This is a genomic window from Oceaniradius stylonematis, assembly GCF_965223445.1.
Taxonomy (GTDB): Bacteria; Pseudomonadota; Alphaproteobacteria; order Rhizobiales; family Rhizobiaceae; genus Roseitalea; species Roseitalea stylonematis.
Map to the genome: position 1 here is coordinate 182,274 of NZ_OZ244994.1, position 23,447 is coordinate 205,720.

Sequence of the window (23,447 nt, forward strand, 5' to 3'; positions counted from 1 at the left end):
TTGTCGTGGAAAAGCGGTACGGGTCTCAGCCCTTGATGACCGTGACGCCGAGGTCCTTGATCTTCTTGCGCAGCGTGTTGCGGTTGAGGCCGAGCACGTCGGCGGCGCGGATCTGGTTGCCGCGCGTGGCGGTCAGCGCCGCCATGATCAGCGGATACTCCAACTCGGCGAGAACGCGATGATAGAGCCCGGGCGGCGGCAGCGCGTCGCCGAACGAGGAAAAATAGCGCTGCATGTTCAGTTCGACGGCTTGCGCGATCGTCATGTCGCCGGCCGCGATCGCGCCTTGCGCGTCGCTTTCCCCGGCGCCCGCGCCATCCGAAGAGCGCAGTTCGCTGGCGACGATCTCGGCGGTGATCTCGTCTTGCGGATAGAGCGCGGCGAGGCGCCGGATCAGGTTTTCGAGTTCGCGCACATTGCCCGGCCAGTCATATCGGCGCATCAGTTCGAGCGCGTCGGGCAGGATGCGCTTGGCCTCCAGCCCCTCCTCCTGGACCTTGGCAAGGAAATGGCTGACCAGATCGCCGATATCCTCGAGCCGCTCGCGCAGCGGCGGGATGCGCAGCGGCACCACGTTGAGCCGGTAGTAGAGGTCTTCGCGGAACAGGCCCTGGCTGATCAGGGCGCGCAGATCCTTGTTGGTCGCCGCGACGATCCGCACGTTTGTCTTGATCGGCGTGCGGCCGCCGACGGTCATGTATTCGCCCTGCTGGAGCACGCGCAGAAGGCGGGTCTGCGCATCCATCGGCATGTCGCCGATCTCGTCGAGGAAAAGCGTGCCGTTTTCGGCCTGCTCGAACCGGCCGGTTGAGCGGGTCATCGCGCCGGTAAAGGCCCCTTTCTCGTGGCCGAACAGTTCGGACTCGATCAGATCGCGCGGAATCGCCGCCATGTTGATCGCCACGAACGGGCCGTTCTTGCGCTTGCCATATTCGTGCAGCGCGCGGGCGACCAGTTCCTTGCCGGTGCCCGACTCGCCATTGATCAGCACGGTCAGATCCGACTGGATCATCCGCGCCAGCACGCGATAGATGTCCTGCATCGCCGCCGAGCGGCCGACCAGCGGCATGGTCTCGCCGCTCTGGTCCGGCGCGATGCCGCGCCCGTCATCCTTGCGTTTGAGTTCGGTCAGCGAGCGGCCGACAATGCCCGTCAGTTCGACCAGATCGAACGGTTTGGGCAGATATTCGTAGGCGCCCTTTTCCGTCGCCCGGATCGCCGTCATGAAGGTGTTCTGCGCGCTCATGACGATCACCGGCAGGTCCGGGCGGAGCTTTTTCATGCGCGGCAGAAGGTCGAACAGATTGTCGTCCGGCATGACGACGTCGGAGACCACCGCATCGCCCTCGCCGGCGGCCACCCAGCGCCACAGCGTTGCCGCGTTCGATGTCACCCGCACATCGTAGCCGGCACGCGACAGCGCCTGGCTGACGACCGTGCGAATGGCGGCATCGTCGTCGGCGACCAGAACCGTGCCGTTGCTCATGTCAGGGCCTCGTGTGTTTCGGTCGACACGGCATCCGGCACCATCGCCCTTGGTGCGGCGGGCATCAGAATGCGGAACAGCGTCCGGCTCGGCGCGCTGTCGCATTCGATCACCCCGCCATGGTCGCCAACGATTTTGGCAACCAGCGCCAGACCGAGGCCCGAGCCGTTCGGCTTGGTGGTGATGAACGGATCGAACATGTGCATGCGGATATCCTCGGGCACGCCCGGCCCGTTGTCCTCGACGGAGAATTCGAGCGGCAGCGACACGCGCTCGTTGGCGCCGGGAATTGAGAGATGCACGCCCGGCCGGTAAGCGGTGCGCAGCTTGATGTGCGGCCGGTCGGCAGCCGCACAGGCTTCGGCCGCGTTCTTCACGAGGTTCAGGAAGACCTGGATCAGCTGGTCCTGGTTGCCGGCGACGAAGGGCAGCGAGGGATCGTATGCCTTGGAGAAGCGCACATGTTTGGCAAAGCCTGTTTTGGCAATTTTTTCAACACGGTCCAGCACAATGTGAATGTTGACCGCTTCGCGATCCACGGGCCGTTCGTCGGAGAAGACCTCCATCCGGTCGACAAGCTGGACGATCCGGTCGGTTTCGGCGCGGATGAGCTGCGTCAGCGCCTTGTCCTCGTCGTTCGCCGACACTTCGAGAAGTTGCGCGGCACCGCGAATGCCCGAAAGCGGGTTCTTGATCTCATGGCCCAGCATGGCGGCCAGGCCGGTCACCGAGCGGGCCGCGCCGCGGTGGGTCATCTGCCGGTCGAACTTGTCGGCCATGGACCGTTCGCGGAAGACGATGACCATCGCGCCGGGCTCCTCGGGCACCGGCGTGACGTGGATGTCGACCACGCGCTCTGCGCCAAGGCGCGGCGAGGACAGGTCGACGCGATATTCGTTGACGGGCGAACCCTCCTGACGCACCTGGCCGATCAGCGCGATCAGCGGGCTCGAAAAGGGCAGGAAATCGTCGATCCTGCGGCCTTCGAGATGGGTCGACGAGGACAGGAAGAAATATTCCGCCTCCAGATTGGCGAAGCGGATCAGATTGTCGGCGTCGAGAAGAATGACCGGATCGCGGATCGTGTTGAGCACCTGAAGCGCCCGGGCGCCGCCGCCATTGCGCGTGTCATTCACGGTCATGCGGCCATGCTCCGCACACCGGAAGCGGCCTCGGCGAAGAGGACGGCGAGATGCTGTTTGACCGTTTCGGCATCGCGTTCACGCAGGATCGTGCCCTTGCGCGCCGAAATATCGTTCACATGGCTCGCATGGACGTCCAGATACCAGCCCAGATGCTTGCGGGCGTGGCGCACGCCAGCCTCTTCGCCATAGTGGGCCAGCATCGCCTCATAATGGGCGATCACATAGGCGCCGATCGCGGCGGCGCCGGGAATACCCGTGCCCTGCCCGGCAACGGCACCGGCCAGCCAGGGCCGGCCGCAGGCGGCCCGGCCGACCATCACTGCGTCGGCACCCGACGCGGCGAGCGCGGCTTGGGCAGAGGTGCGGTCGGCGATGTCGCCATTGACGACCAGCGGCAACGATGTCGCCGCGCGGACGGCGGCGACGGCACGCCAGTCGGCTGTGCCCTCATAGAATTGCGCGCGCGTGCGGCCATGCACGGTGATCATGCGGACGCCGGCCGCTTCTGCCCGGCGCGCGAGTTCGGGCGCATTGATCGATCGATCGTCCCAGCCAAGCCGCATCTTCAGCGTCACGGGCACGGTGACGGCCGACACCGTCGCCTCGATCAACGTCAAGGCATGGTCGAGATCGCGCATCAGCGCGGAGCCTGACAGCCCGCCCGTCACCTTCTTGGCCGGGCAGCCCATATTGATGTCGATGATGTCGGCACCTTCGCCCTCGGCGATGCGCGCCGCCTCGCCCATCCACCGTGCCTCACGGCCGGCAAGCTGCAGCATCAGCGGCCCCTGCCCGTCATGGCGCGCGGCGCGCTTGCGGCTTTCGGCATGGGCTTCGCAGAATTCGCGGCTGGCGATCATCTCGCTGACGACGAGGCCGGCACCGTGGCCATAGGCGAGCTTGCGGAACGGCGCGTCGGAGATGCCTGACATGGGCGCCAGAAACACCCGGTTGCGTGCGACCACCGGTCCGATCGCGATCGGAGCTTCAAGATCGATTGGCATTCGGTCCTGTATGTTTTTTGGGCAATCAGCCATCGTGCCTAATCTTTATACATCACCGCGCGATTGCGCAATCGCTGCTCTTTGATAAACCGGAACGGATTTGGTCAGGATCCAACGATGACAGACGCCGCTGCGCCCACCGCCGCCCTCCCCGACGTCCGTACCGGCAATGGCTATGACGTGCACCGGTTCGGCTCCGGCGACCATGTCATGTTGTGCGGCGTCGCCATCCCGCATGACAAGACCCTGTCGGGCCATTCCGATGCCGATGTGGGCCTGCACGCGCTGACCGATGCGCTGCTGGCCACCTGCGGCGCCGGCGATATCGGCGACCATTTCCCGCCGTCCGACCCGCAATGGAAGGATCAGGCCTCGTCGCTGTTTCTCGAACATGCCGCGCACATCGTCCGCGATGCTGGCGGCACGATCATGAACGCCGATGTCTCGATCATCGCCGAAGCGCCGAAGATCGCGCCGCATCGGCAGGCCATGCGCGAGAGGCTGGCCGCGATCCTCGGCATCGAGGTCGGCCGCTGCTCGGTCAAGGCGACGACCAACGAAAAGATGGGCTTTGTCGGGCGCGGCGAAGGCATCGCGGCGATCGCAACGGCCAGCGTCGTCTACGCGCAAAAGGGAGACTGACGATGGACGACGCGAAAGAGGCCATCGAGACGCTGTCGGCGGAGATGGTCCGCAGCTTCACCGAAAAGGGTCTGATGGCCGCCACCGCCGAAAGCTGCACCGGCGGCATGATCGCCGCGGCGATCACCGATCACGCCGGCTCGTCGGCCGCCTTCGACCGTGCGTTCGTGACCTATTCCAATGCCGCCAAGATCGCGATGCTGGGCGTCGATGCGGAGGTGCTCGACACGGTCGGCGCGGTCTCCGGCGAGGTCGCAGGCGCCATGGCAGAAGGAGCATTGGCGCGCTCCGATGCCGATATCGCGGTGGCGGTCACCGGCATTGCCGGCCCGGACGGCGGGTCGGACATCAAGCCCGTTGGTACGGTCTGGTTCGGCGCGGCATCCTCGTTTGGCTCGACACTCGTCATCAAGCGCCAGTTCGAGGATCATGGACGCGCCTTCATTCGCCAGGTTTCCGTGGTGACGGCACTGGAACTGCTGCTGCAACTTGGCGACAGCATGCCGGAGAAGCCAGGCGGCGACTGATCAGGCGCCGGCGGCGGGCCGCGCCATGCGGCCATGCAGCGCGTCGGCGCGTTCCTCGAAGGCCTGCGAGAACTTCCGGAACGCGCGGTCGAACATCGCGCCCATCAGCGCACCCAGCATACGGCTTTTGAACTCGTAGTCGATGTGGAAATGCACGTCGCAGCAGCCATCGCCGCAATCGGCAAAGCGCCAGACATTGCTGAGATATTTGAACGGCCCGTCGACATAGGACACGTCGATCTCGCGCTCTGACGGTTTGAGAATGACCTGGCTGGTGAACGTCTCCCGGATCGCCTTGTAGCCGACGGTCATGTCGGCGATCATCAGCGTCCGGCCGGCTTTTTCGCGCCGGGAACGCACTGTCAGCGCCTCGCAGAGAGGCACGAATTCGGGGTATCTTTCGACATCGGCCACAAGCGCGAACATGGCATCGGCACTGTGCTGCACGCGCCGTGTCGAGGAAAATTGCGGCATCGGGCTACTCGGCGGCTGCCAGCTTCTTGGCGCGCGCGGCGCGCAGCTTGTCGAAATCCTCGCCCGCATGGTGCGACGACCGCGTCAGCGGGCTGGCCGACACCATCAGAAAGCCCTTCGCATAAGCCGCCGTCTCGTAGGAGGTGAACTCGTCCGGCGTGACATAGGCCATCACCTTGTGGTGCTTCTTGGTCGGCTGCAGATATTGGCCGATCGTCAGGAAATCCACATCGGCGGTGCGCAGATCGTCCATCAGCTGCAGCACCTCGTTGCGCGTTTCGCCCAGCCCCACCATGATCCCCGACTTGGTGAACATGGTCGGATCGAGTTCCTTGACCCGCTGCAACAGCCGCATCGAATGGAAATAGCGCGCGCCGGGCCGCACGGTCAGATAGTTGGACGCGACCGTTTCCAGATTGTGGTTGAAGACGTCGGGCCGTGCCGCAACGACCATTTCGAGCGCGCCATCCTTGCGGAGAAAGTCGGGCGTCAACACCTCGACCGTCGTGCCCGGCGAGTGTTCGCGAATGGCGTTGATCACGTCGACGAAATGCCGCGCGCCGCCATCGGGCAGATCGTCCCGGTCGACCGAAGTGATGACGACGTGATTGAGGCCCATCGTCTTGACGGCCTTGGCAACGTTGACCGGTTCCTCGCTGTCGACGCCGGTCGGCATGCCCGTCGTCACGTTGCAGAAGGCACAGGCGCGCGTGCAGATCTCGCCCAGTATCATGAAGCTGGCATGCTTCTTGTCCCAGCACTCGCCGATGTTCGGGCAGCCGGCCTCGCCGCACACCGTCACCAGATTGTGCGACTGGACGATCCGGTTGGTCTCGTGAAAGCCCTTGGAGACGGGCGCGCGCACGCGGATCCAGTCCGGCTTCTTCAGCCCGGAGTCCTGGTCGGGCCGGTGCGCTTTTTCCGGATGGCGGGGTTTTGATTTTTCGGATTTGACCGTATCGACAACGGTGACCATTGGCTGTTTCCTTGGGCAACAAGCCCGCTGACCGTGCCTAAAATATGGATGGTAAGCCGCGGCCGCAACCGGCCTGCGACGAAGCGCACCAATTACGAGTTCAGCACCCGCCCATAGGCATCCAGCACGCTTTCCTTCATCATCTCCGACAGGGTCGGATGCGGGAAGACGGTGTGCATCAGCTCTTCCTCGGTGGTCTCCAGGTTCATCGCGACGACAAAGCCCTGGATCAGTTCGGTGACCTCGGCACCGACCATGTGAGCACCGACCAATTGCCCCGTCTTCTTGTCGAAGATGGTCTTGATCAGGCCCTGGTCTTCGCCGAGCGCGATCGCCTTGCCGTTGGCGGCGAACGGGAACCGGCCGACGCGGATGTCGCGGCCCTCGGCCTTGGCCGCCTTTTCGGTCAGCCCGACCGAGGCAACCTGTGGATGGCAATAGGTGCAGCCGGGGATCAGGCTCTTGTCCATGGCGTGCACGCCGGGGATTCCGGCGATCTTTTCGATGCAGATCACGCCCTCATGCTCGGCCTTGTGCGCCAGCATGGGCGGGCCGGCCACATCGCCGATCGCAAAGATGCCCTCGACATTTGTGCGGCCATAGCCGTCGATCACCACGCAGCCGCGGTCGGTTTTCACGCCGAGCGCCTCGAGGCCGAGGTTTTCGATGTTGCCCTGAACGCCGACCGCGGAGATCAGCCGGTCGGCCTCGATCGGCGTCGTCTTGCCGTCCTTGTCCTCGACATGGGCGACGACCGAATCGGACTTCTTGTCGACCTTGGTGACCTTGGCGCCGGTGATGATCTTGAGCCCGTGCTTTTCGAGCTGCTTGCGGGCGAGCTTGGAGATTTCCTCATCCTCGACCGGCATGACCTGGTCCATCAGTTCGACGACGGTCACGTCGACGCCCATGGAATTGTAGAAGGAGGCAAACTCGATGCCGATGGCGCCCGAACCCATGACGACGAGCTTCTTGGGCATTGTCTGCGGCACCATCGCCTCGAAATAGGTCCAGATCAGCTTGCCGTCGGGCTCGATGCCGGGCAGCGCGCGCGGCCGCGCGCCGGTCGCGACGATGATGTGCTTGGCGGTGTAATCGCCCTCGCCCTTGGTGTTCTTGGGCGCCGGATGCTGCGGCTCCATCGGCGCCTTGGAGGGCTTGCCGACACTGACCTTGCCCTTGCCGGCCAGCTTGGCCTCGCCCCAGATCACGTCGATCTTGTTCTTCTTCATCAGCATGCCGACGCCGCCATTGAGCCGCGCCGACACCTTGCGCGAGCGGTCGACCACGGCGGTCACGTCCGCCTTGACCGTGCCGTCCAGCGTCAGGCCGTAATTGCCGATATGGCTGGCATAATCCATCACTTCGGCCGAGCGCAGCAGCGCCTTGGTCGGAATGCAGCCCCAGTTGAGGCAAATGCCGCCCAGATGCTCGCGCTCGACGATCGCCGTCTTGAAACCGAGCTGTGCGGACCGGATGGCCGTCACATAGCCGCCGGGCCCCGAGCCGATGATGATCACGTCGTAGGAATTGTCAGCCAAGTCGCCTCTCCTGTCCTTTCGGGGAGGCGACCGAAGCGAAGGATCAGCCGGTCAGCATCCCGTAGATTTCGTCTTTCAGGTGCATGCGCTTCTTGCGCATGTCTTCCATGTTGAAATCGTCCGTGGGCTCGATATCCGTTTCGGCGCGGTGAATGGCCCGGTTGATTTCGTGATACTCGTCGAAGAGGCGCGCGAAATGGGCGTTGGAGCCCTTCATTTCGCTCATCTTTTCAACATGGTCTGGGAATTCTTCGGCCAGTTCGTGCGGCGTGTGCGCCATGGACATTGCTCCTCTGTGTCCGTGATTTGCCAACACCCTAGCCGCCGGCCGTCATGCCTCCTTGATCGGTGTCAATTGATGCCCGGCGTCAAACCAGCATCCCCATCGGGTTTTCGACGTAGCCCTTGAAGGCGGCCAGAAGCTCCGCGCCCAACGCGCCGTCGACGCAGCGATGGTCGGTCGACAGCGTCACGCTCATCACGGTCGCGACCGCCAGTGCGCCGTCCTTGACCACCGGGCGCTGTTCGCCGGCGCCAACCGCCAGAATGGTCGCATGCGGCGGGTTGACCACGGCGGCGAAATCCTTGACGCCCATCATGCCCATGTTGGAGACTGCCGTTGTACCGCCCTGATACTCCTCGGGTTTCAGCTTGCGGTCCTTGGCGCGGGCGCCCAGATCCTTCATCTCGTTGGAGATCGCCGACAGGGTCTTCTCCTCGGCGCGGCGCACGATCGGCGTGATCAGCCCGCCGGGGATCGACACCGCGACACCGACATCTGCGTGGCGGTGCTTGACCATGGCTTCGTCGGTCCAGGAGACGTTGGCGTCGGGCACATCGCGCAGCGCCAGCGCCAGCGCCTTGATCACCATGTCGTTGACCGACAGCTTGTAGGCCGGCTTGTCGTCCTTGACGGGCGCGGCCTTGTTAAGCTGCGAACGCAAGGCCAAAAGCGCGTCCAGTTCCACATCGACCGTGACATAGAAGTGCGGGATGGTCTGCTTGGATTCCTGCAAGCGCTTGGCGATCGTCTTGCGCATGCCGTCATGCTTGACGAGTTCGTAGGAGCCCTCGGCGAAGTTGGCAAGGACCTGTTCGGAAGAGGCGCCGACCGCCATGGCGGGAGCAGGCGCGTCGGCCTTTGCTGCCGGCGCTTCGGCGGCGGGCCTGGCGCCGGAGGCGAGCGCGGCTTCGACATCGCGCTTGACGATCCTGCCTTTCGGGCCGGAGCCGGAAATCGCGGTGATGTCGATGCCTTCATTGTTGGCGATGCGGCGCGCCAGCGGCGAGGCGAACACTTTCTGACCGTCCTTGACCGGCACCGGGCCGGCCTTGACGCTGTCGGGGATGTCGCCGCCGCTCTTGGCCGCTTTCGGCGGTGCGGGCGGGGCTTCGGCGCCGTTGCCGGAGGCTGCCGGCGCCTCCGAAGCGGCGTCGGCCTCGCCCGATGCCGACCCGCTCTGATCGGACGCCGGCGCGGAACCGCCTGATGGCCCTGCCTTGGCGGCTTCGGCCACATCCTCGCCTTCCTCGGCCAGAACGGCGATCGGTGCGTTGACCTTCACCGCCTCGGTCCCCTCGGCCACGAGGATGCTGGCGATTGTGCCTTCATCGACGGCTTCCACTTCCATGGTCGCCTTGTCGGTTTCGATCTCGGCGATCACGTCGCCGGCCGAGACGGTATCGCCCTCCTTGACCAGCCATTTGGCGAGGTTCCCCTCCTCCATGGTCGGCGACAGCGCGGGCATTGTGATGGTGATGGGCATTGCGCTCTCCTCAACCCGCGTAGGTGACGGCTTTGACCGCCTCGATCACCTCGCCCACATTGGGCAGGGCGAGCTTTTCGAGATTGGCCGCGTACGGCATCGGCACATCCTTGCCGGCGATGGTGATCGGCGGCGCGTCGAGATAGTCGAACGCCTCGCGCGTGACCTGATTGGCGATATAGTCGCCGACAGAACTTTGCGGGAAGCCCTCCTCGACCGTCACCAGCCGGCCGGTCTTCTTCACCGAAGCGATGACGGCGGGCAGGTCCATCGGGCGCAGCGTGCGCAGGTCGATCACCTCGCAATCGATGCCCTCGCCGGCCAGCTTTTCCGCCGCTTCGATGGCGTATTTCATGCCGATGCCGAACGAGACGATCGTGCAGTCGCTGCCCGCCCGCTGCAGCCGCGCCTTGCCGATCGGCAGGACGAAATCGTCCAGCTTCGGCACGTCGAAGGTCTGGCCGTACATGATCTCGTTTTCGAGGAAGACGACCGGGTTCGGGTCGCGGATTGCGGCCTTCAAAAGCCCCTTGGCGTCGGACGCATTGTAGGGCTGGATGACCTTGAGGCCGGGTATGTGGCTGTACCAGGCCGCATAGCATTGCGAATGCTGTGCGGCGACGCGGGCTGCGGCGCCGTTCGGGCCGCGGAACACCATCGGCGCACCCATCTGGCCGCCGGACATGTACAGCGTCTTGGCGGCCGAATTGACGATCTGGTCGATCGCCTGCATGGCGAAGTTGAAGGTCATGAACTCGACGATCGGCCTTAGGCCGGTCATCGCCGCGCCGACGCCGACGCCGGCAAAGCCGTGTTCGGTGATCGGCGTGTCGACCACGCGCCGCGGTCCGAACTCGTCCAGAAGTCCCTGTGTGACCTTGTAGGCGCCCTGATATTCGGCGACTTCCTCGCCCATGACGAAGACGCTGTCATCGGCGCGCATTTCCTCGGCCATGGCATCGCGCAGCGCTTCGCGCACGGTGGTCGGCACCATTTCGGTGCCCTCGGGCACTTCGGGATCGGCGGGCGCTTCCTGGGCGGCGGGCGCAGCGGGCACCGGCGCGGGATCGGACGCGCCTTCGGTCTCCGGTGCGGGCGCAGGCTGGGCCGAAGGTGCCGAAGACGTGCCGATGTCGTCGGCGCTTTCGCCCTCTTCGAGCAGCACCGCGATGGGCGTGTTCACCTTGACGCCCTCGGCGCCCTCATCGACAAGGATCTTGCCGATCGTTCCCTCGTCGACCGCTTCGACCTCCATGGTCGCCTTGTCGGTCTCGATCTCGGCGATCACGTCACCGGCGGTGACCGAATCGCCCTCTTTTTTCAGCCATTTGGCCAGATTGCCCTCTTCCATGGTCGGGGAAAGGGCCGGCATCAAAATCTCAATCGGCATGGTCGCCCCTCACGCTTCGAGCAAAATGTCGGTGTACAGTTCGGAAACGTCCGGCTCGGGATCGTTCTGCGCGAATTCGGCGGCATCGGCGACGATCGCGCGGACCTCCTTGTCGATCGCCTTCAGCTCGTCCTCGGTCGCCCACTTCTGCTCGATCACCCGCGCCTTCACCTGTTCGATCGGATCGCGCTCCGAACGCATCTTCTGCACCTCGTCCTTGGTGCGGTACTTGGCCGGATCGGACATGGAGTGGCCGCGATAGCGGTAGGTCATCATCTCGACGATCACCGGCCCTTCGCCCGAGCGGGCATGGCCGAGCGCCAGATCCGCGGCGGCTTTGACCGCGCGCACATCCATGCCGTCGACCTGAAAGCCCGGGATCTTGAAGGAGACGCCGCGCTGGGAGAAATCGGTCTCGGCCGAGGATCGGGCGACGGAGGTGCCCATGGCATAGCGGTTGTTCTCGATGACGAAAACGACCGGCAGCTTCCACAGCGAGGCCATGTTGAAGCTCTCATAGACTTGGCCCTGGTTGGCCGCGCCGTCGCCGAAATAGGTGCAGCACACCTTGCCGTTGTCGCGATATTTGTTGGCGAACGCGATCCCCGCGCCCAGCGACACGTTGGCGCCGACAATGCCGTGGCCGCCATAGAAGTTCTTCTCTTTCGAGAACATGTGCATCGAGCCGCCCTTGCCCTTGGAGTAACCTCCCCGGCGGCCCGTCAGTTCGGCCATCACGCCGCGCGACTCCATGTCCATCGCCAGCATGTGACCGTGGTCGCGATAGGTGGTGATCGTCTGGTCGCCATCCTCCATCGCCATGGAAATGCCGGTGACCACCGCTTCCTGGCCGATATAGAGGTGGCAGAAACCGCCGATGAAGCCCATCCCGTACAGCTGGCCGGCCTTTTCCTCGAAACGCCGGATCAGCAGCATGTCGCGATAGGCGGTCAGTTCCTCATCCTTGGTGAATTCGGCGGGCTTGGGCGCCGATAGGCCGCCCTTGTTCGCACCGGCCTTGGATTTTGCCGGCGCCTTGCGTGCGCGTGTCGCCATCTGGGTTTCCGTCCCTGTTGAATTTCGGCATATCCTATCGCGCCGAACGCGGACATCAAGACGCACTTTGGCATAGGTTTCATGACGATAACGTCATAAAATCGCTTGAAAATTCAACAATTAACTGAAATCGAGTTAATTCGTGCGCTGCAGCAATTCGTCCAATGTTGCAGTGCGATCAATGCCATTATGCAACAAGATCAACTCGTTGGGATTGGCCAGGCCGAGCGAAAGCCGCGCCTGCTCGTCGATCACATCGCGCTGCAGCGAACCGTCGCTGAGCGCCGCGGTGCGCGTCTCCAGCATGGCGCGCGCCGTCGACAGGGCTTGCAGCTCCGCCTCGAGACCGGCGAGGCGCTGCTCATATTCGGCCTTCGAGGTCAGCCCCAGATTGCCGGTGATCCCATGGAAGCCGAAATAGCCCAGCGACAGGGCCGCGATGGACGGGATGACGAGATGCCGAAGCGGAGATTTTCTGTATTGGCGCGTCCACATGACCCGGAACCAAAGCTGCGCGGTGTCCAGTGGTACGGCAGTTTGGTTAAGCGGCTCCTAAGGCGCGCCGAAATCGGCGGCGCGCCTTCCCAAACCGCCCAGCGGTCAGCGCAGGATCGATGCGCCCGCGTAACGGCCCAGATCGCCCAGCTCTTCCTCGATGCGGATCAGCTGGTTGTATTTGGCCAGCCGGTCGGAACGGGCGAGCGAGCCGGTCTTGATCTGCCCGCAATTGGTGGCGACCGCCAGATCGGCGATGGTCGCATCCTCGGTCTCGCCCGACCGGTGCGACATCACCGCCGTGTAGCCGGCCTTGTGCGCCATTTCGACCGCGCGCAGCGTTTCGGTGAGCGTGCCGATCTGGTTGACCTTGATCAGGATCGAATTGGCGATGCCCTCGTCGATGCCGCGTGACAGTCGCGACGTGTTGGTGACGAACAGATCGTCGCCCACAAGCTGGCATGTGCCGCCGATCAGCTCGGTCTGGATCTTCCAGCTTTCCCAATCGTCCTCATGCATGCCGTCCTCGATCGAGATGATCGGATAGGCGTCGACCAGGCTCTTCAGATACTCGGCCTGCTCCTGGCCGCTGCGCGTCACACCCTCGCCCTCATAGACATAGGCGCCGTCCTTGAAGAATTCCGACGCTGCGCAATCGAGCGCGATATGCATATCCTCGCCCGGCGCATAGCCGGCCTCGGTCACCGCTTCCATGATGAAGTCGAGCGCGGCCTCGGCGCTTTTGAGGTTCGGCGCAAAGCCGCCCTCGTCGCCAATGCCGGTGTTGTGGCCGGCCGCGGTCAGCTTCTTTTTCAGCGTGTGGAAGGTTTCCGCGCCCATCCGCACCGCGTCGGCGAGCGAGGCCGCGCCGGTCGGCATGATCATGAATTCCTGGAAATCGATCGGATTGTCGGCGTGCGCGCCGCCATTGATGATGTTCATCATCGGCACCGGCAGGATGTGGGCGTTGGTGCCGCCGACGTAGCGGTAGAGCGGCAGGCCGGCCGATTGCGCGGCGGCTTTGGCGACCGCCAGCGACACGCCCAGGATCGCATTGGCGCCCAGCTTTCCCTTGTTGTCGGTGCCGTCGAGATCGATCATCACCGCGTCGATCTTGGCCTGGTCCGTGGCGTCCATGCCGCCAATGGCGTCGAAGATCGACCCGTTGACATTGTCGACCGCGTTGCCGACGCCCTTGCCGAGCCATGCGCCGCCGCCGTCGCGAAGTTCGACCGCTTCATGCACGCCGGTCGATGCGCCGGACGGAACCGCGGCGCGGCCGAACGCGCCGTCGTCGAGCAGCACATCGACTTCCACGGTCGGATTGCCGCGGCTGTCGATGATCTGTCGTCCGATAATGTCGATGATGGCACCCATGGCTGGCATTCCCCTCAGGATCGCGTTTGGCACTGTCGCCGCTGCCTTAGCCGAGCTTTGTGAAAAGGAAAACCGCTGGAGGCGCGCAAAGTGGTCGGTCGGGGCGTTAGCTGCCCTTCACGAGCGCGTCGATCGCCATCAATTGCCGCAACAGGGCTTCCATCTCGCCAAGCGGCATCATGTTCGGCCCGTCCGACGGCGCATTGTCCGGATCGTCATGGGTTTCGATGAAGACGCCGGCAACGCCGACCGCAACGGCGGCGCGCGCCAAAGGCGGAACCATGGTCCGGTCGCCGCCCGACGAGGCGCCCTGCCCGCCCGGCTGCTGGACCGAATGGGTCGCATCGAAGATCACCGGCGCGCCGGTTGCGGCCATGATCGGCAGCGCCCGCATGTCGGAGACCAGCGTGTTGTAGCCAAAGCTCGCCCCGCGCTCGGTCAGAAGCACATTCGGATTGCCGCTGCCGGTCACCTTGGCGGCGACATTGACCATGTCCCAGGGCGCCAGGAACTGGCCCTTCTTGATGTTGACGATCCTGCCCGTCTGCGCTGCGGCAACCAGAAGGTCGGTCTGCCGGCACAGGAAAGCCGGGATCTGCAATATGTCCACGACATCGGCGACCGCTGCGCACTGTTCGGGCGAATGCACGTCCGTCAGAACCGGAACGCCCAACCGTTCGCGGATTTCGGCAAAGACCGGCAGCGCCGCCTCCAACCCCATGCCGCGCCGGCCCGACAGCGAGGTGCGGTTGGCCTTGTCGTAGCTCGTCTTGAAGACGAGACCGACGCCCAGATCGTCGGCAACTGTCTTGAGCGCCTCGGCCATCATCACCGCATGGTCGCGGCTTTCCATCTGGCAGGGGCCGGCAATGATGGCGAGCGGCAGATGGTTGCCGAAGCGTACCTTGCCGGCTGCCACGGTCTCGGCCGGTGCCATGGCTGGGGCGTCCATCGTGTTCATCGGCTTTCTCCCCGCATGTCGAAGGCGAAAAAGGCGCCCTGACCCGGCGCACGGTCGGCCACCAGCCAAGAGCCGTGCTCGTGCGTCTTGATGCCGTTTTCGGCGAGCAATGCCCGAAGAGCTTCCGGGTCGGCGACGGTGAAAACGATGCCTTCGAAGCGCAGGCCGCGCGTTGGCACATGGCGCTCCACGCCGAAATGGATGCGCAAACCTTCCGGCGTCATCACGTTGAGCGTGAAATCGGCCCCGGCGATCTCAATGCCAAAGGAATGGGCCTGCGTGGCGCGGTTGTTGATGACGTCCTGCAACAGATACTGGAAATCGGCCGGGTTCGCCTCCGAGGCGATGATCTCCGCCGTGCCGGTCACCGTGTTCGGATGGGTTTGCAGCGCCGCCCGGTCGACCGCCGGCGTGTTCACCCGCTGGCATGTGAACAGGAAACTGTCGGGCGAGCGAAGATCGGCGGCAAAGGCGAGCTTGAAGGTGGCGCGCGCCTTGGCGCCGGACCCATCGGTCATCGTCCGGCCGAACAGCAGCTTGCGGCCGGCGGAAATGCCCTGGCGGCGGAAGCCCTTGTGGTCGGCATCGGCATTGTCGGTGCCGAGCGCAATCGCGGAAAACCCGTTGTCGCCGTTGCGGAACCGGTAGGCCTGATCGCGCGCGGTGAAGACGTTGCCGCGCTGCGCCGTGCGCTCGCATTTCTCGCGCTGGTCGATTGCCAGCGGTTCCAGAAACGTGCCGTCGTCGAAATAGACGCAGGCATTCTCCGTGCCGAACGGATGCTTGGCATCGGCGGCCACCTGAAAGCCCAGGGCGGTCAGCCGTGCGCGGGCCACGCTCAGTTCCCCGACGGGCAGAACGCAATGGTCGAAGGCGCGGGGGCGATAGGGCGATATGGCATGGCCGGTCATGGCGCCCGTGTGCCCGATTTGCCGGCGCCGCGCAAGCAAGGCCTCGGCGTCGATGCCGGGGATTTGCCAAGCGCCCGCCGCGGCCTACTTTTCCATGCACGAGAGGAGACCTGCCATGACCAGACGCCCCCGTTTCATCCCGCTGGCCCTTGCCGCCGCCGCGACCATGGCCTTCGCGCTCGCCTTCCTTCTGGCGCCCTTGGATCGGGCCCATGCCGACGAGAACGCCGCACGCAACGTCATCACCGAGCAGCTCGAGAGCTTTCTGGCGCGCGATTTCGAACGTGCCTACGGATACGCCTCCCAAGACATCAAGCGCATCTACCCGACGCTGGACGGCTTCATGTCGATGGTCGAGCGCGGCTATCTGCCCGTGCTTCGGCCCGGCAATTACGCATTCGGGCGCGCCGACCGCATGGCCGACGGGCGGATCATCCAGGAGGTACTGATCCGCGCGCCGGACGGCAGCGACTGGACGGCGGTCTACTATATGGAGTTGCAGGACGACGGCACATGGCGCGTTGACGGCGTCAATCTGCGCAAGGGCGCGGCGGGCCTGACCTGACTTGACCTGCTCTTGGCCTAGCCGAGACGCCCCAAGGCCGGGAACTGTTCGAGCAGCCAGAAGGCCATCGCCTGCATGCCGCCGGTCAGGAAAAGGATGCCGGCGAGAACCAGAAGTGCGCCGATCAGCTTTTCGACCGTCCCTAGATGCGCGCGAAAGCGAGTCAGAAAGCGCATGAACTGGCCCGAGAACATCGCCGCGATCAGAAACGGAATTCCGAGGCCCGCCGAATAGACCGCCAGAAGGCTCGCGCCCTGCCCGACACTGTCCTGGGCGCCGGCAAGCGTCAGGATCGGGCCCAGGACCGGTCCGATGCAGGGCGTCCAGCCAAAGGCGAAGGCAAGCCCCATCACATAGGCGGCGGCCGGGTTGGCGGGCACCCCCCGGCTTTGGAACCGCGCCTCGCGCGACAGGAGGCCAATGCGGAACAGGCCGAGAAAATTCAGCCCCATGATGATGATCACGACGCCGGCGATCATGGCCAGCTCGGTCTGCCAGACGCGCAGGAACCCGCCAATGGTCGAAGCGCCAGCCCCCAGCGCGATGAAGACGGTTGAGAAACCAAGCACGAAAGCAAGAGCCGCGGTCATGAGCGGCAGACGCACCGCGGTCAGGCGCGCTGTCGCCGCGCCGGACGCGTCGGGCGTGATGCCGGGGTCGCCGTCCGCGTCGCGGAACTGATCCATCGACACGCCGGCCATGTAGCACAGATAGGGCGGAACGAGCGGCAGCACGCAGGGCGTGACGAACGAGATCATGCCCGCGCCGAATGCGCTTAGATAGGAAATGTCGATCGCCATGGCCGTGCGGTTGCTATGCCTTCGGGTTCGTTCGCCCGGCTTCAGGGCCGGGATTTGGTCGCTGTTAACACAGAACGACGTTCGCAATCACATGCCAATTGCGTGATGCGGCGCGGCACAATGTCATTGGCGTTCGGCTGCGGGAAACCCGGTTGACCGGACCGCCGGCTTTGCGTATGGACCCTTTGCCCGCGCCGGCATCCCGGCGCGGTTTCCCTTGTCGGGAGCGCGTAGCTCAGCTGGTAGAGCAACTGACTTTTAATCAGTAGGTCCAGGGTTCGAGCCCCTGCGCGCTCACCAACAAAATCAAGCGGTTTTCGATTTTTTTCACTTGGCTCGGCCGGTTCCGCCTTCGGTGTTGGCCAGTCCCGCATGGCTACCCAACGTGCCAAAGAAAACGGCCGGCCCTCGAAAGAGCCGGCCGCATGAGGTTTGACGAGCGGGCGGGTCAGGCCAGATCGAAGCGGTCCGCGTTCATCACCTTGGTCCAGGCCGCGACGAAGTCGGCGACGAACTTTTCCTTCGCATCGTCCTGGGCATAGAGTTCGGCCAGCGCCCGCAATTGCGAGTTGGAGCCGAACACCAGATCAACACGGGTGCCGGTCCATTTGACCGCGCCGGTTGCCGCATCGCGGCCCTCGAACACGTCCTGCTTGTCCGACACGGGCGACCATGTGGTGCCCATGTCGACCAGATTGACGAAGAAGTCGTTGGTCAGCGTGCCCGGCCGGTCGGTCAGGACGCCATGGCTGCTCTGCCCGGCATTGGCGCCGAGCGCCCGCATGCCGCCCACCAGCACCGTCATTTCCGGCGCGGTCAGCGTCAGAAGCTGGGCCCTGTCGATCAGCATCTCTTCGGCGGAGGTCGTGTAGTCGCCCTTCTGGTAGTTGCGGAAGCCGTCGGCAACCGGCTCCATCGGCTCGAACGAGGCGGCATCGGTCTGCTCGTCGGTGGCGTCGGTTCGGCCGGGCGCGAACGGCACTGTGACGTTATGGCCGGCATCGGCGGCCGCCTTTTCGATCGCCGCGCCGCCGCCAAGCACGATCAGGTCGGCGAGCGAAACCTTCTTGCCGCCCGAGGCGCCGTCATTGAAGGCGCTCTGAATGCCTTCGAGCACGCCGAGCACCTTGGCCAGCTGCGCCGGATCGTTGGCTTCCCAGTCCTTTTGCGGGGCAAGGCGGACACGGGCGCCATTGGCGCCGCCGCGCTTGTCCGAGCCGCGGAAGGTCGAGGCCGAGGCCCAGGCCGTCGAGACGAGTTCGGCCACCGACAGGCCCGATGCGAGGATTTTCGCCTTCAGACCGGCGATGTCGGCATCGTCGATCAGCGCGTGGTCGACCGCCGGCACCGGATCCTGCCAGATCAGGTCTTCGGCTGGCACCTCGGCGCCCAGATAGCGCGCTTTCGGCCCCATGTCGCGGTGGGTCAGCTTGAACCATGCACGCGCGAACGCATCGGCCAGTTCGTCCGGATTCTGATGGAAATGACGGGAAATCGGCTCGTAGATCGGGTCCATGCGCATCGCCATGTCGGCGGTGGTCATGATGATCTTGCGGTTGCGCTCGCCGGTCTCGGGGTCGGGCGCGTGGTCCTCGGGCTTGAGGTCCTTGGGCGTCCATTGCCAGGCGCCCGCCGGGCTCTTGACCAGTTCCCACTCATAGCCGAACAGCACGTCGAAATAGCCGTTGTCCCATTGGGTGGGATTGGGCGTCCAGGCACCCTCGATGCCGCTGGTGATCGTGTCGGCGCCCTTGCCGCTGCCATGGGTCGACAGCCAGCCAAGGCCCATCGCTTCGATCGGCGCGCCCTCGGGCTCGGGGCCCACCAAAGCGGCGTCGCCCGCGCCATGGGTCTTGCCGAACGTGTGTCCGCCGGCGGTCAGCGCCACGGTTTCGTAATCGTCCATCGCCATGCGGGCGAAGGTCTCGCGGATGTCGCGGCCCGAGGCGACCGGATCGGGTTTGCCGTTGGGGCCTTCGGGATTGACGTAGATCAGGCCCATCTGAACCGCTGCGAGCGGATTTTCCAGATCGCGCTCGCCGCTGTAGCGCTCATCGCCGAGCCATTCGGTTTCCGAACCCCAATAAATGTCCTCTTCCGGCTCCCAGATATCGGCGCGGCCACCGCCAAAGCCGAACGTCTTGAAGCCCATCGATTCGAGCGCGACATTGCCGGCGAGGATCATCAGATCGGCCCAGGAGATCGCGTTGCCATATTTGCGCTTGATCGGCCACAAAAGGCGCCGCGCCTTGTCCAGATTGGCGTTGTCCGGCCAGGAGTTGAGCGGCGCGAAACGCTGCGTGCCCGACGAAGCCCCACCCCGGCCGTCCGCCGTGCGGTAGGTGCCGGCGCTGTGCCACGCCATGCGGATGAACAGGCCGCCATAATGGCCGTAGTCGGCCGGCCACCATTCCTGGCTGTCGGTCATCAGCGCGTGCAGATCCTTCTTGACCGCGCCCAGATCGAGCTTGCCGAACGCTTCGGCATAGTCGAACGCGCCGCCCATCGGGTCGGTCAGCGCCGAATTCTGGTGCAAAATCTTGATGTTGAGCTGGTTCGGCCACCAGTCGCGGTTCGACCGGACGCCGAAATTGGTGTGCATCACGGGACATTTGCCGGTGATTTCGCCGGTGGGAGCGTTCATGGGTTCCTCCGAATATGCGCATGGGTTTTGGGGCTCTTTAGAATCGTACCAAACTAGGCTCATCAGGTGAAGTTGTATTTGCTGATTTGTGCGATAAGCTCACCTTATGAACAACCTGACGCTGAAACAGCTGCGCTATTTCGAGGCTTTGGCCCGGCACGGCCATTTTGGACGGGCCGCGGAGGCGTGCGCGATCTCGCAGCCGGCACTTTCCATGCAGATCAGGGAGTTGGAGGATGCGCTCGGCACGGCATTGTTCGAGCGCGGCGCACGGCAGGTCCGGCTGACGGGCTTTGGCGATGAATTCGCCGAGCGGGCACGGGTGATCCTGCGGTCCATCGACGAGTTGGGGGACCTCGCGCGGGCATCGCTTGACCGGCTGGCCGGTCGGTTGCGCATCGGCGTCATTCCGACCATCGCGCCCTACCTGCTGCCGACCATTATCGGCGATCTGGCGCGGACCCATGGCGATCTCGATATCCGGGTGCGCGAGACCGTTACGCCAAAGCTCATGCGTGAACTGACCGAAGGCCGGCTCGACACCGCAATCGTCGCTTTGCCCGTATCAGAACCGTCCTTTGCCGAGACGGCCCTGTTCAAGGAGGACTTCGTGCTCGTCCGGCCGGGCGCCGACGCCGGCAAGCCGGTGCCGAGCCCCGAAATGCTGCGCGAGATGCGGCTGTTGCTGCTTGAAGAGGGCCACTGTTTCCGGGATCAGGCGCTGTCCTTCTGCAATCTGCGCTCGCCGCTGCCGCGCGAGCTTTTGGACGGCAGTTCGTTGTCGACGCTGGTCCAGATGGTCGGCGCGGGCATCGGCGTCACGCTGATCCCGGAAATGGCGGTGCCGGTGGAAACGCGCTCGGCATCGGTCTCGGTCGCGCGCTTCGGCGACCCGCAACCGTCGCGTACGGTCGGCATGATCTGGCGGCGGACGAGCCCGCTTGCCAAGCAATTGACGCAGATCGCGGGACTTGTCCGGCAATCCGCCGAGACGCTGCGCGTTGCGCATTCGATGCAGCCGGACGGTGCCTGAAACAAAAAACGGGCCGCAAAGGCCCGTTTTCGTTTGGTGATCCCGTTATGGGATATGTGGGTCGATCAGGCCGCGGTCAGATTGTCGGCCGAGCTTTTGCCCGAGCGCTGGTCCTGAACCACCTCGTAGTTGATCTTCTGGCCTTCGTCGAGGCCGTGCATGCCGGCGCGCTGAACCGCGGAGATGTGCACGAACACATCGTTGCCGCCTGCTTCAGGCTCGATGAAACCAAAACCCTTGGTGGCGTTGAACCACTTGACGGTACCTGTTGCCATTTGCGTAATCCTTTTCGTTGAACGCTTATTGACGTGCGGCCAAGCCGGGCCGCTTTCCGATCGAGTCGTCTTTTGGAAGTGAGAACGTCAGCAGGCGTGGATAACGCGAGGCCAAAGTACGTCGGGCCAAAAAGTGTCGATGCCCCCATATGGCGGGTAATTGTGCCAATAGCAAGGCAAGATGATGCGCGGCGCGCTCCGGACGCTATCGGGCGGGCTCGGCGGCCCTGCGGACATCGGCACCGATCAGAACATCGACATCGCGTTTGGGCATCGGTTTGTGGAACAGGAACCCCTGCCCCCTTTCACAGCCGATCCTGCGCAGCAATTCGGCTTCGGCCTGCACCTCGATGCCCTCCGCCACCGTCGTATAGCCAAGGTCTCGACCCAGATGGATCAGCGAACGGACGATCGACTGGTCGGCCGCCGAGCGCGACAGATCCTTGATAAAGGACTTGTCGATCTTCAGGATGTTGAACGGCAGGCTTTTGAGGTGGGTCAGCGAGGAGTAACCCGTGCCGAAATCGTCGAGCGCGATCGAGACGCCGGCTTCCCGCAGATGCCTGAGCTGATCCGTCACCGCCGGCGCGGCATGGCTGATGATCGTCGTTTCGGTGACTTCGACGATGAAATTGTGCGGCTGCAGGCCATGGCGCGACAGCGCCTCGATCACCCGCAGCGCAAAGCCGGGCTGGCGCAGCACCGCCGCCGTGACATTGATCCCGATTCGGCCGAAGGAGCCGCCTTTTTGCTGCCAGTCCGCCATGTCCAGGCAGACCTGTTCCAGCATCGCATTGCTCAACTCCACGCTGACCCTTGCATCGTCGAAGACCTCGACGAACTGGCCGGCGGTCAGAATGCCTTGTTCGGGATGATCCCAGCGCGCAAGCGCCTCCATCCCGGTGATCCGGCCGCTCGAGAGTTCGACAACCGGCTGGTACCAGGGCACCACGCGCCCCTGTTTCAGCGCATCGGCAAACTCCTGGACGACCAGCACGCGCCGATGGAAGCTTTCCTCCATTTCCGGCTCGTAACACTTCAGATTGGTCGCCGCGTCGCGCTTGCCGTCGTAAAGCGCCAGATCGGCGCGCCGCAGCAAGGCCTGCACGTCGGTGCCGTGCGTCGGTGCGACGGTGTATCCGGCGGTGGCCTGCACGGTGACATTGACATCGGCGATCTCGACTTCGTGCTGCAGCGCCTCATAGAGCGTATCGACGGCAGACGTCAGTTCGATCGACCTGTGCCCGTCGCCGATCAGGACGGCGAACTCGTCGCCGCCCATCCGCGCGAAGAACCAGTGCTGCGGCAAGGCCGACCCGAACTGGTCTGCAAAACGCACCAGAACCTGATCGCCGACATCATGGCCGTATTGATCGTTGACCTGCTTGAAACGGTTGAGATCGATCACGCACAGCAGAAAACTGCGGCCGCTCCTGGCCGCCTTTTCCGCCACCTCGTCCAGCTTTTCGTTGAAGGCGGCGCGATTGGCGATCCCGGTCAGCGCGTCGGTCAGCGCCAGGTGCCGCATCTTCAGCTCCTGTTCGCGCTGCTCGGTCACGTCCTGGAATGTGCCGAACAGCCGGGCCGTGCGCCCGTCCACCACCTCCGGCTCGCCGATCACGCGGGCCCATCGATGCGCGCTGGCCGAAGCATCCAGCTCGAGAATCAGATCGAAAGGCTGCTGGTGCCTGATGGCCTCGGCGATCGCGGCCTGGAAAACCGCGCGGGATTTCGGCGCAAACGGACGCTTCGACATTTCCGGCGTCATCGGCGCGCCGATCGGCGCCCCCAGTATGCGGTAGATCTCGTCGCTCATCGAGATGTGTCCGTCGCCGACGGCCCAGCGCCAGGCGCCGATGCGCGACACCCGCTCGATATGGGCCAGAAGGGTCTGCTGCAGCTTTGCCTCGCGGCCGGTCGCCGCCAGCAACGCCCGATCCCGCATCTGCTCGGTGATATCGCGCGCGACGCCGCGATAGCCGACGAAACGGCCATCGGGGCCGTGGTGGGGAATGCCGTTCGATTCAAACCAGCGCACGGAGCCGTCGCTGGCTTCCAGCGGATAGCGGAAACGGCGGAACGGCCGGCGCTCTTCGAGCGTCCGCCGATGTTCGGTCCAGATGTCGGCATCGAGATCGCGGGTGGCAATCTGCGAGCGCGATCGGCCGATGAAATCGCGGGCCGGCAGACCGGTCAGCTCGGAGAACCCGTTGCTGAGATAGGTCAGGACGAGGTTCTCGTCCGTTTCCCAGGCCCAGAAATCGGCGACCTCGAGATAGTCGTCGACCAGATAGCTGCCCTTGGCCCGTGTCACTCGGTTTCCCCCGCTCCTCAGCAAGACAGGGAAACATGATAGGGTTTCGGCAAAGTAAACCGCCG

At 64.4% G+C, this 23,447-nt stretch carries 21 protein-coding genes, 1 tRNA gene and 1 pseudogene; 5 read left to right on the forward strand and 18 right to left on the reverse strand.

Translation table 11 applies throughout. The features are described from left to right. Positions 1–25 precede the first annotated feature (25 nt). Genes ntrC through dusB form a run of 3 tightly spaced genes read right to left on the reverse strand, consistent with a single transcriptional unit; the run spans position 26 to position 3,635 of the window. Entirely contained in the window at positions 26–1,486 is a 1,461-nt protein-coding gene (ntrC, locus tag ACOQOU_RS00965) for a nitrogen regulation protein NR(I) (protein ID WP_109767117.1), read from the reverse strand. Beyond that, positions 1,483–2,628, reverse strand: a complete 1,146-nt coding sequence (locus ACOQOU_RS00970) for a two-component system sensor histidine kinase NtrB (protein ID WP_306025599.1) — start codon at positions 2,626–2,628, stop codon at positions 1,483–1,485. The genes ntrC and ACOQOU_RS00970 overlap by 4 nt, the downstream gene beginning before the upstream one ends. Then, positions 2,625–3,635, reverse strand: coding sequence for a tRNA dihydrouridine synthase DusB (gene dusB / locus ACOQOU_RS00975; RefSeq protein WP_306025600.1), 1,011 nt, complete (start codon positions 3,633–3,635; stop codon positions 2,625–2,627). The genes ACOQOU_RS00970 and dusB overlap by 4 nt, the downstream gene beginning before the upstream one ends. A gap of 144 nt (positions 3,636–3,779) precedes the next feature. Between dusB and ispF the strand changes: the two are divergent. Beyond that, positions 3,780–4,277 (forward strand): annotated as a pseudogene (ispF, locus tag ACOQOU_RS00980) (2-C-methyl-D-erythritol 2,4-cyclodiphosphate synthase); the annotation flags it as partial. Positions 4,278–4,279: 2 nt separating this feature from the next. After that, positions 4,280–4,804 (forward strand): CinA family protein, encoded by a 525-nt coding sequence (locus ACOQOU_RS00985; protein ID WP_306025601.1) that lies wholly within the window; start codon positions 4,280–4,282, stop codon positions 4,802–4,804. Here ACOQOU_RS00985 and ACOQOU_RS00990 read toward each other — a convergent pair whose 3' ends face one another. The 11 genes from ACOQOU_RS00990 to ACOQOU_RS01040 form a co-directional block, all read right to left on the reverse strand. Continuing rightward, positions 4,805–5,278: a type II toxin-antitoxin system RatA family toxin gene (locus tag ACOQOU_RS00990; protein ID WP_306025602.1), complete on the reverse strand. Its 474-nt coding sequence runs from the start codon at positions 5,276–5,278 to the stop codon at positions 4,805–4,807. It abuts the gene before it with no gap. A 4-nt stretch (positions 5,279–5,282) separates the two neighbouring features. Next, a complete protein-coding gene (lipA, locus tag ACOQOU_RS00995; protein WP_306025603.1) occupies positions 5,283–6,254 on the reverse strand; it encodes a lipoyl synthase in 972 nt (323 codons plus the stop codon). Between the two features lie 92 nt (positions 6,255–6,346). Beyond that, positions 6,347–7,795, reverse strand: a complete 1,449-nt coding sequence (gene lpdA, locus ACOQOU_RS01000) for a dihydrolipoyl dehydrogenase (protein WP_306025604.1) — start codon at positions 7,793–7,795, stop codon at positions 6,347–6,349. Between the two features lie 43 nt (positions 7,796–7,838). Next, complete coding sequence (locus ACOQOU_RS01005; RefSeq protein WP_306025605.1) at positions 7,839–8,075, reverse strand: YdcH family protein; 237 nt, start codon at positions 8,073–8,075, stop codon at positions 7,839–7,841. An 88-nt stretch (positions 8,076–8,163) separates the two neighbouring features. Next, positions 8,164–9,561, reverse strand: coding sequence for a pyruvate dehydrogenase complex dihydrolipoamide acetyltransferase (locus ACOQOU_RS01010; protein WP_109767108.1), 1,398 nt, complete (start codon positions 9,559–9,561; stop codon positions 8,164–8,166). 10 nt (positions 9,562–9,571) lie between these two features. Then, positions 9,572–10,951, reverse strand: coding sequence for a pyruvate dehydrogenase complex E1 component subunit beta (locus ACOQOU_RS01015; protein WP_306025606.1), 1,380 nt, complete (start codon positions 10,949–10,951; stop codon positions 9,572–9,574). 9 nt (positions 10,952–10,960) lie between these two features. Next, positions 10,961–12,007: a pyruvate dehydrogenase (acetyl-transferring) E1 component subunit alpha gene (pdhA, locus tag ACOQOU_RS01020; protein ID WP_109767106.1), complete on the reverse strand. Its 1,047-nt coding sequence runs from the start codon at positions 12,005–12,007 to the stop codon at positions 10,961–10,963. Between the two features lie 135 nt (positions 12,008–12,142). Continuing rightward, a complete protein-coding gene (locus ACOQOU_RS01025; RefSeq protein WP_306025607.1) occupies positions 12,143–12,502 on the reverse strand; it encodes an FtsB family cell division protein in 360 nt (119 codons plus the stop codon). Between the two features lie 105 nt (positions 12,503–12,607). Beyond that, positions 12,608–13,879 carry a phosphopyruvate hydratase gene (eno, locus tag ACOQOU_RS01030; RefSeq protein WP_306025608.1) on the reverse strand — a complete coding sequence of 424 codons (1,272 nt, stop codon included), beginning with the start codon at positions 13,877–13,879 and terminating at the stop codon, positions 12,608–12,610. A 106-nt stretch (positions 13,880–13,985) separates the two neighbouring features. After that, the gene (gene kdsA / locus ACOQOU_RS01035) at positions 13,986–14,831 is read right to left on the reverse strand and encodes a 3-deoxy-8-phosphooctulonate synthase (RefSeq protein ID WP_306025672.1); all 846 of its coding nucleotides are present in this window, start codon (positions 14,829–14,831) and stop codon (positions 13,986–13,988) included. A 5-nt stretch (positions 14,832–14,836) separates the two neighbouring features. Beyond that, positions 14,837–15,751: a VOC family protein gene (locus ACOQOU_RS01040; RefSeq protein WP_306025609.1), complete on the reverse strand. Its 915-nt coding sequence runs from the start codon at positions 15,749–15,751 to the stop codon at positions 14,837–14,839. A gap of 115 nt (positions 15,752–15,866) precedes the next feature. Between ACOQOU_RS01040 and ACOQOU_RS01045 the strand changes: the two genes are divergently transcribed. After that, a complete protein-coding gene (locus ACOQOU_RS01045; protein WP_158585142.1) occupies positions 15,867–16,316 on the forward strand; it encodes a DUF4864 domain-containing protein in 450 nt (149 codons plus the stop codon). Between the two features lie 17 nt (positions 16,317–16,333). On the opposite strand, the gene ACOQOU_RS01050 is transcribed toward ACOQOU_RS01045, so the two are convergent. After that, positions 16,334–17,116, reverse strand: coding sequence for a cytochrome c biogenesis CcdA family protein (locus tag ACOQOU_RS01050; RefSeq protein WP_109767103.1), 783 nt, complete (start codon positions 17,114–17,116; stop codon positions 16,334–16,336). A 224-nt stretch (positions 17,117–17,340) separates the two neighbouring features. On the opposite strand from ACOQOU_RS01050, the gene ACOQOU_RS01055 reads away from it, so the two are divergent. Continuing rightward, positions 17,341–17,416 (forward strand) — tRNA-Lys (locus tag ACOQOU_RS01055). Between the two features lie 148 nt (positions 17,417–17,564). Here ACOQOU_RS01055 and katG read toward each other — a convergent pair. Then, positions 17,565–19,760: a catalase/peroxidase HPI gene (katG, locus tag ACOQOU_RS01060; RefSeq protein ID WP_306025610.1), complete on the reverse strand. Its 2,196-nt coding sequence runs from the start codon at positions 19,758–19,760 to the stop codon at positions 17,565–17,567. A gap of 106 nt (positions 19,761–19,866) precedes the next feature. On the opposite strand from katG, the gene ACOQOU_RS01065 reads away from it, so the two are divergent. Continuing rightward, entirely contained in the window at positions 19,867–20,793 is a 927-nt protein-coding gene (locus ACOQOU_RS01065) for a LysR substrate-binding domain-containing protein (RefSeq protein WP_306025611.1), read from the forward strand. 65 nt (positions 20,794–20,858) lie between these two features. Here ACOQOU_RS01065 and ACOQOU_RS01070 read toward each other — a convergent pair whose 3' ends face one another. Together ACOQOU_RS01070 and ACOQOU_RS01075 are read right to left on the reverse strand one after the other, a co-directional pair. Then, complete coding sequence (locus ACOQOU_RS01070; protein ID WP_109767100.1) at positions 20,859–21,068, reverse strand: cold-shock protein; 210 nt, start codon at positions 21,066–21,068, stop codon at positions 20,859–20,861. A 205-nt stretch (positions 21,069–21,273) separates the two neighbouring features. Continuing rightward, entirely contained in the window at positions 21,274–23,382 is a 2,109-nt protein-coding gene (locus ACOQOU_RS01075; protein WP_306025612.1) for a putative bifunctional diguanylate cyclase/phosphodiesterase, read from the reverse strand. Positions 23,383–23,447: the final 65 nt, after the last annotated feature.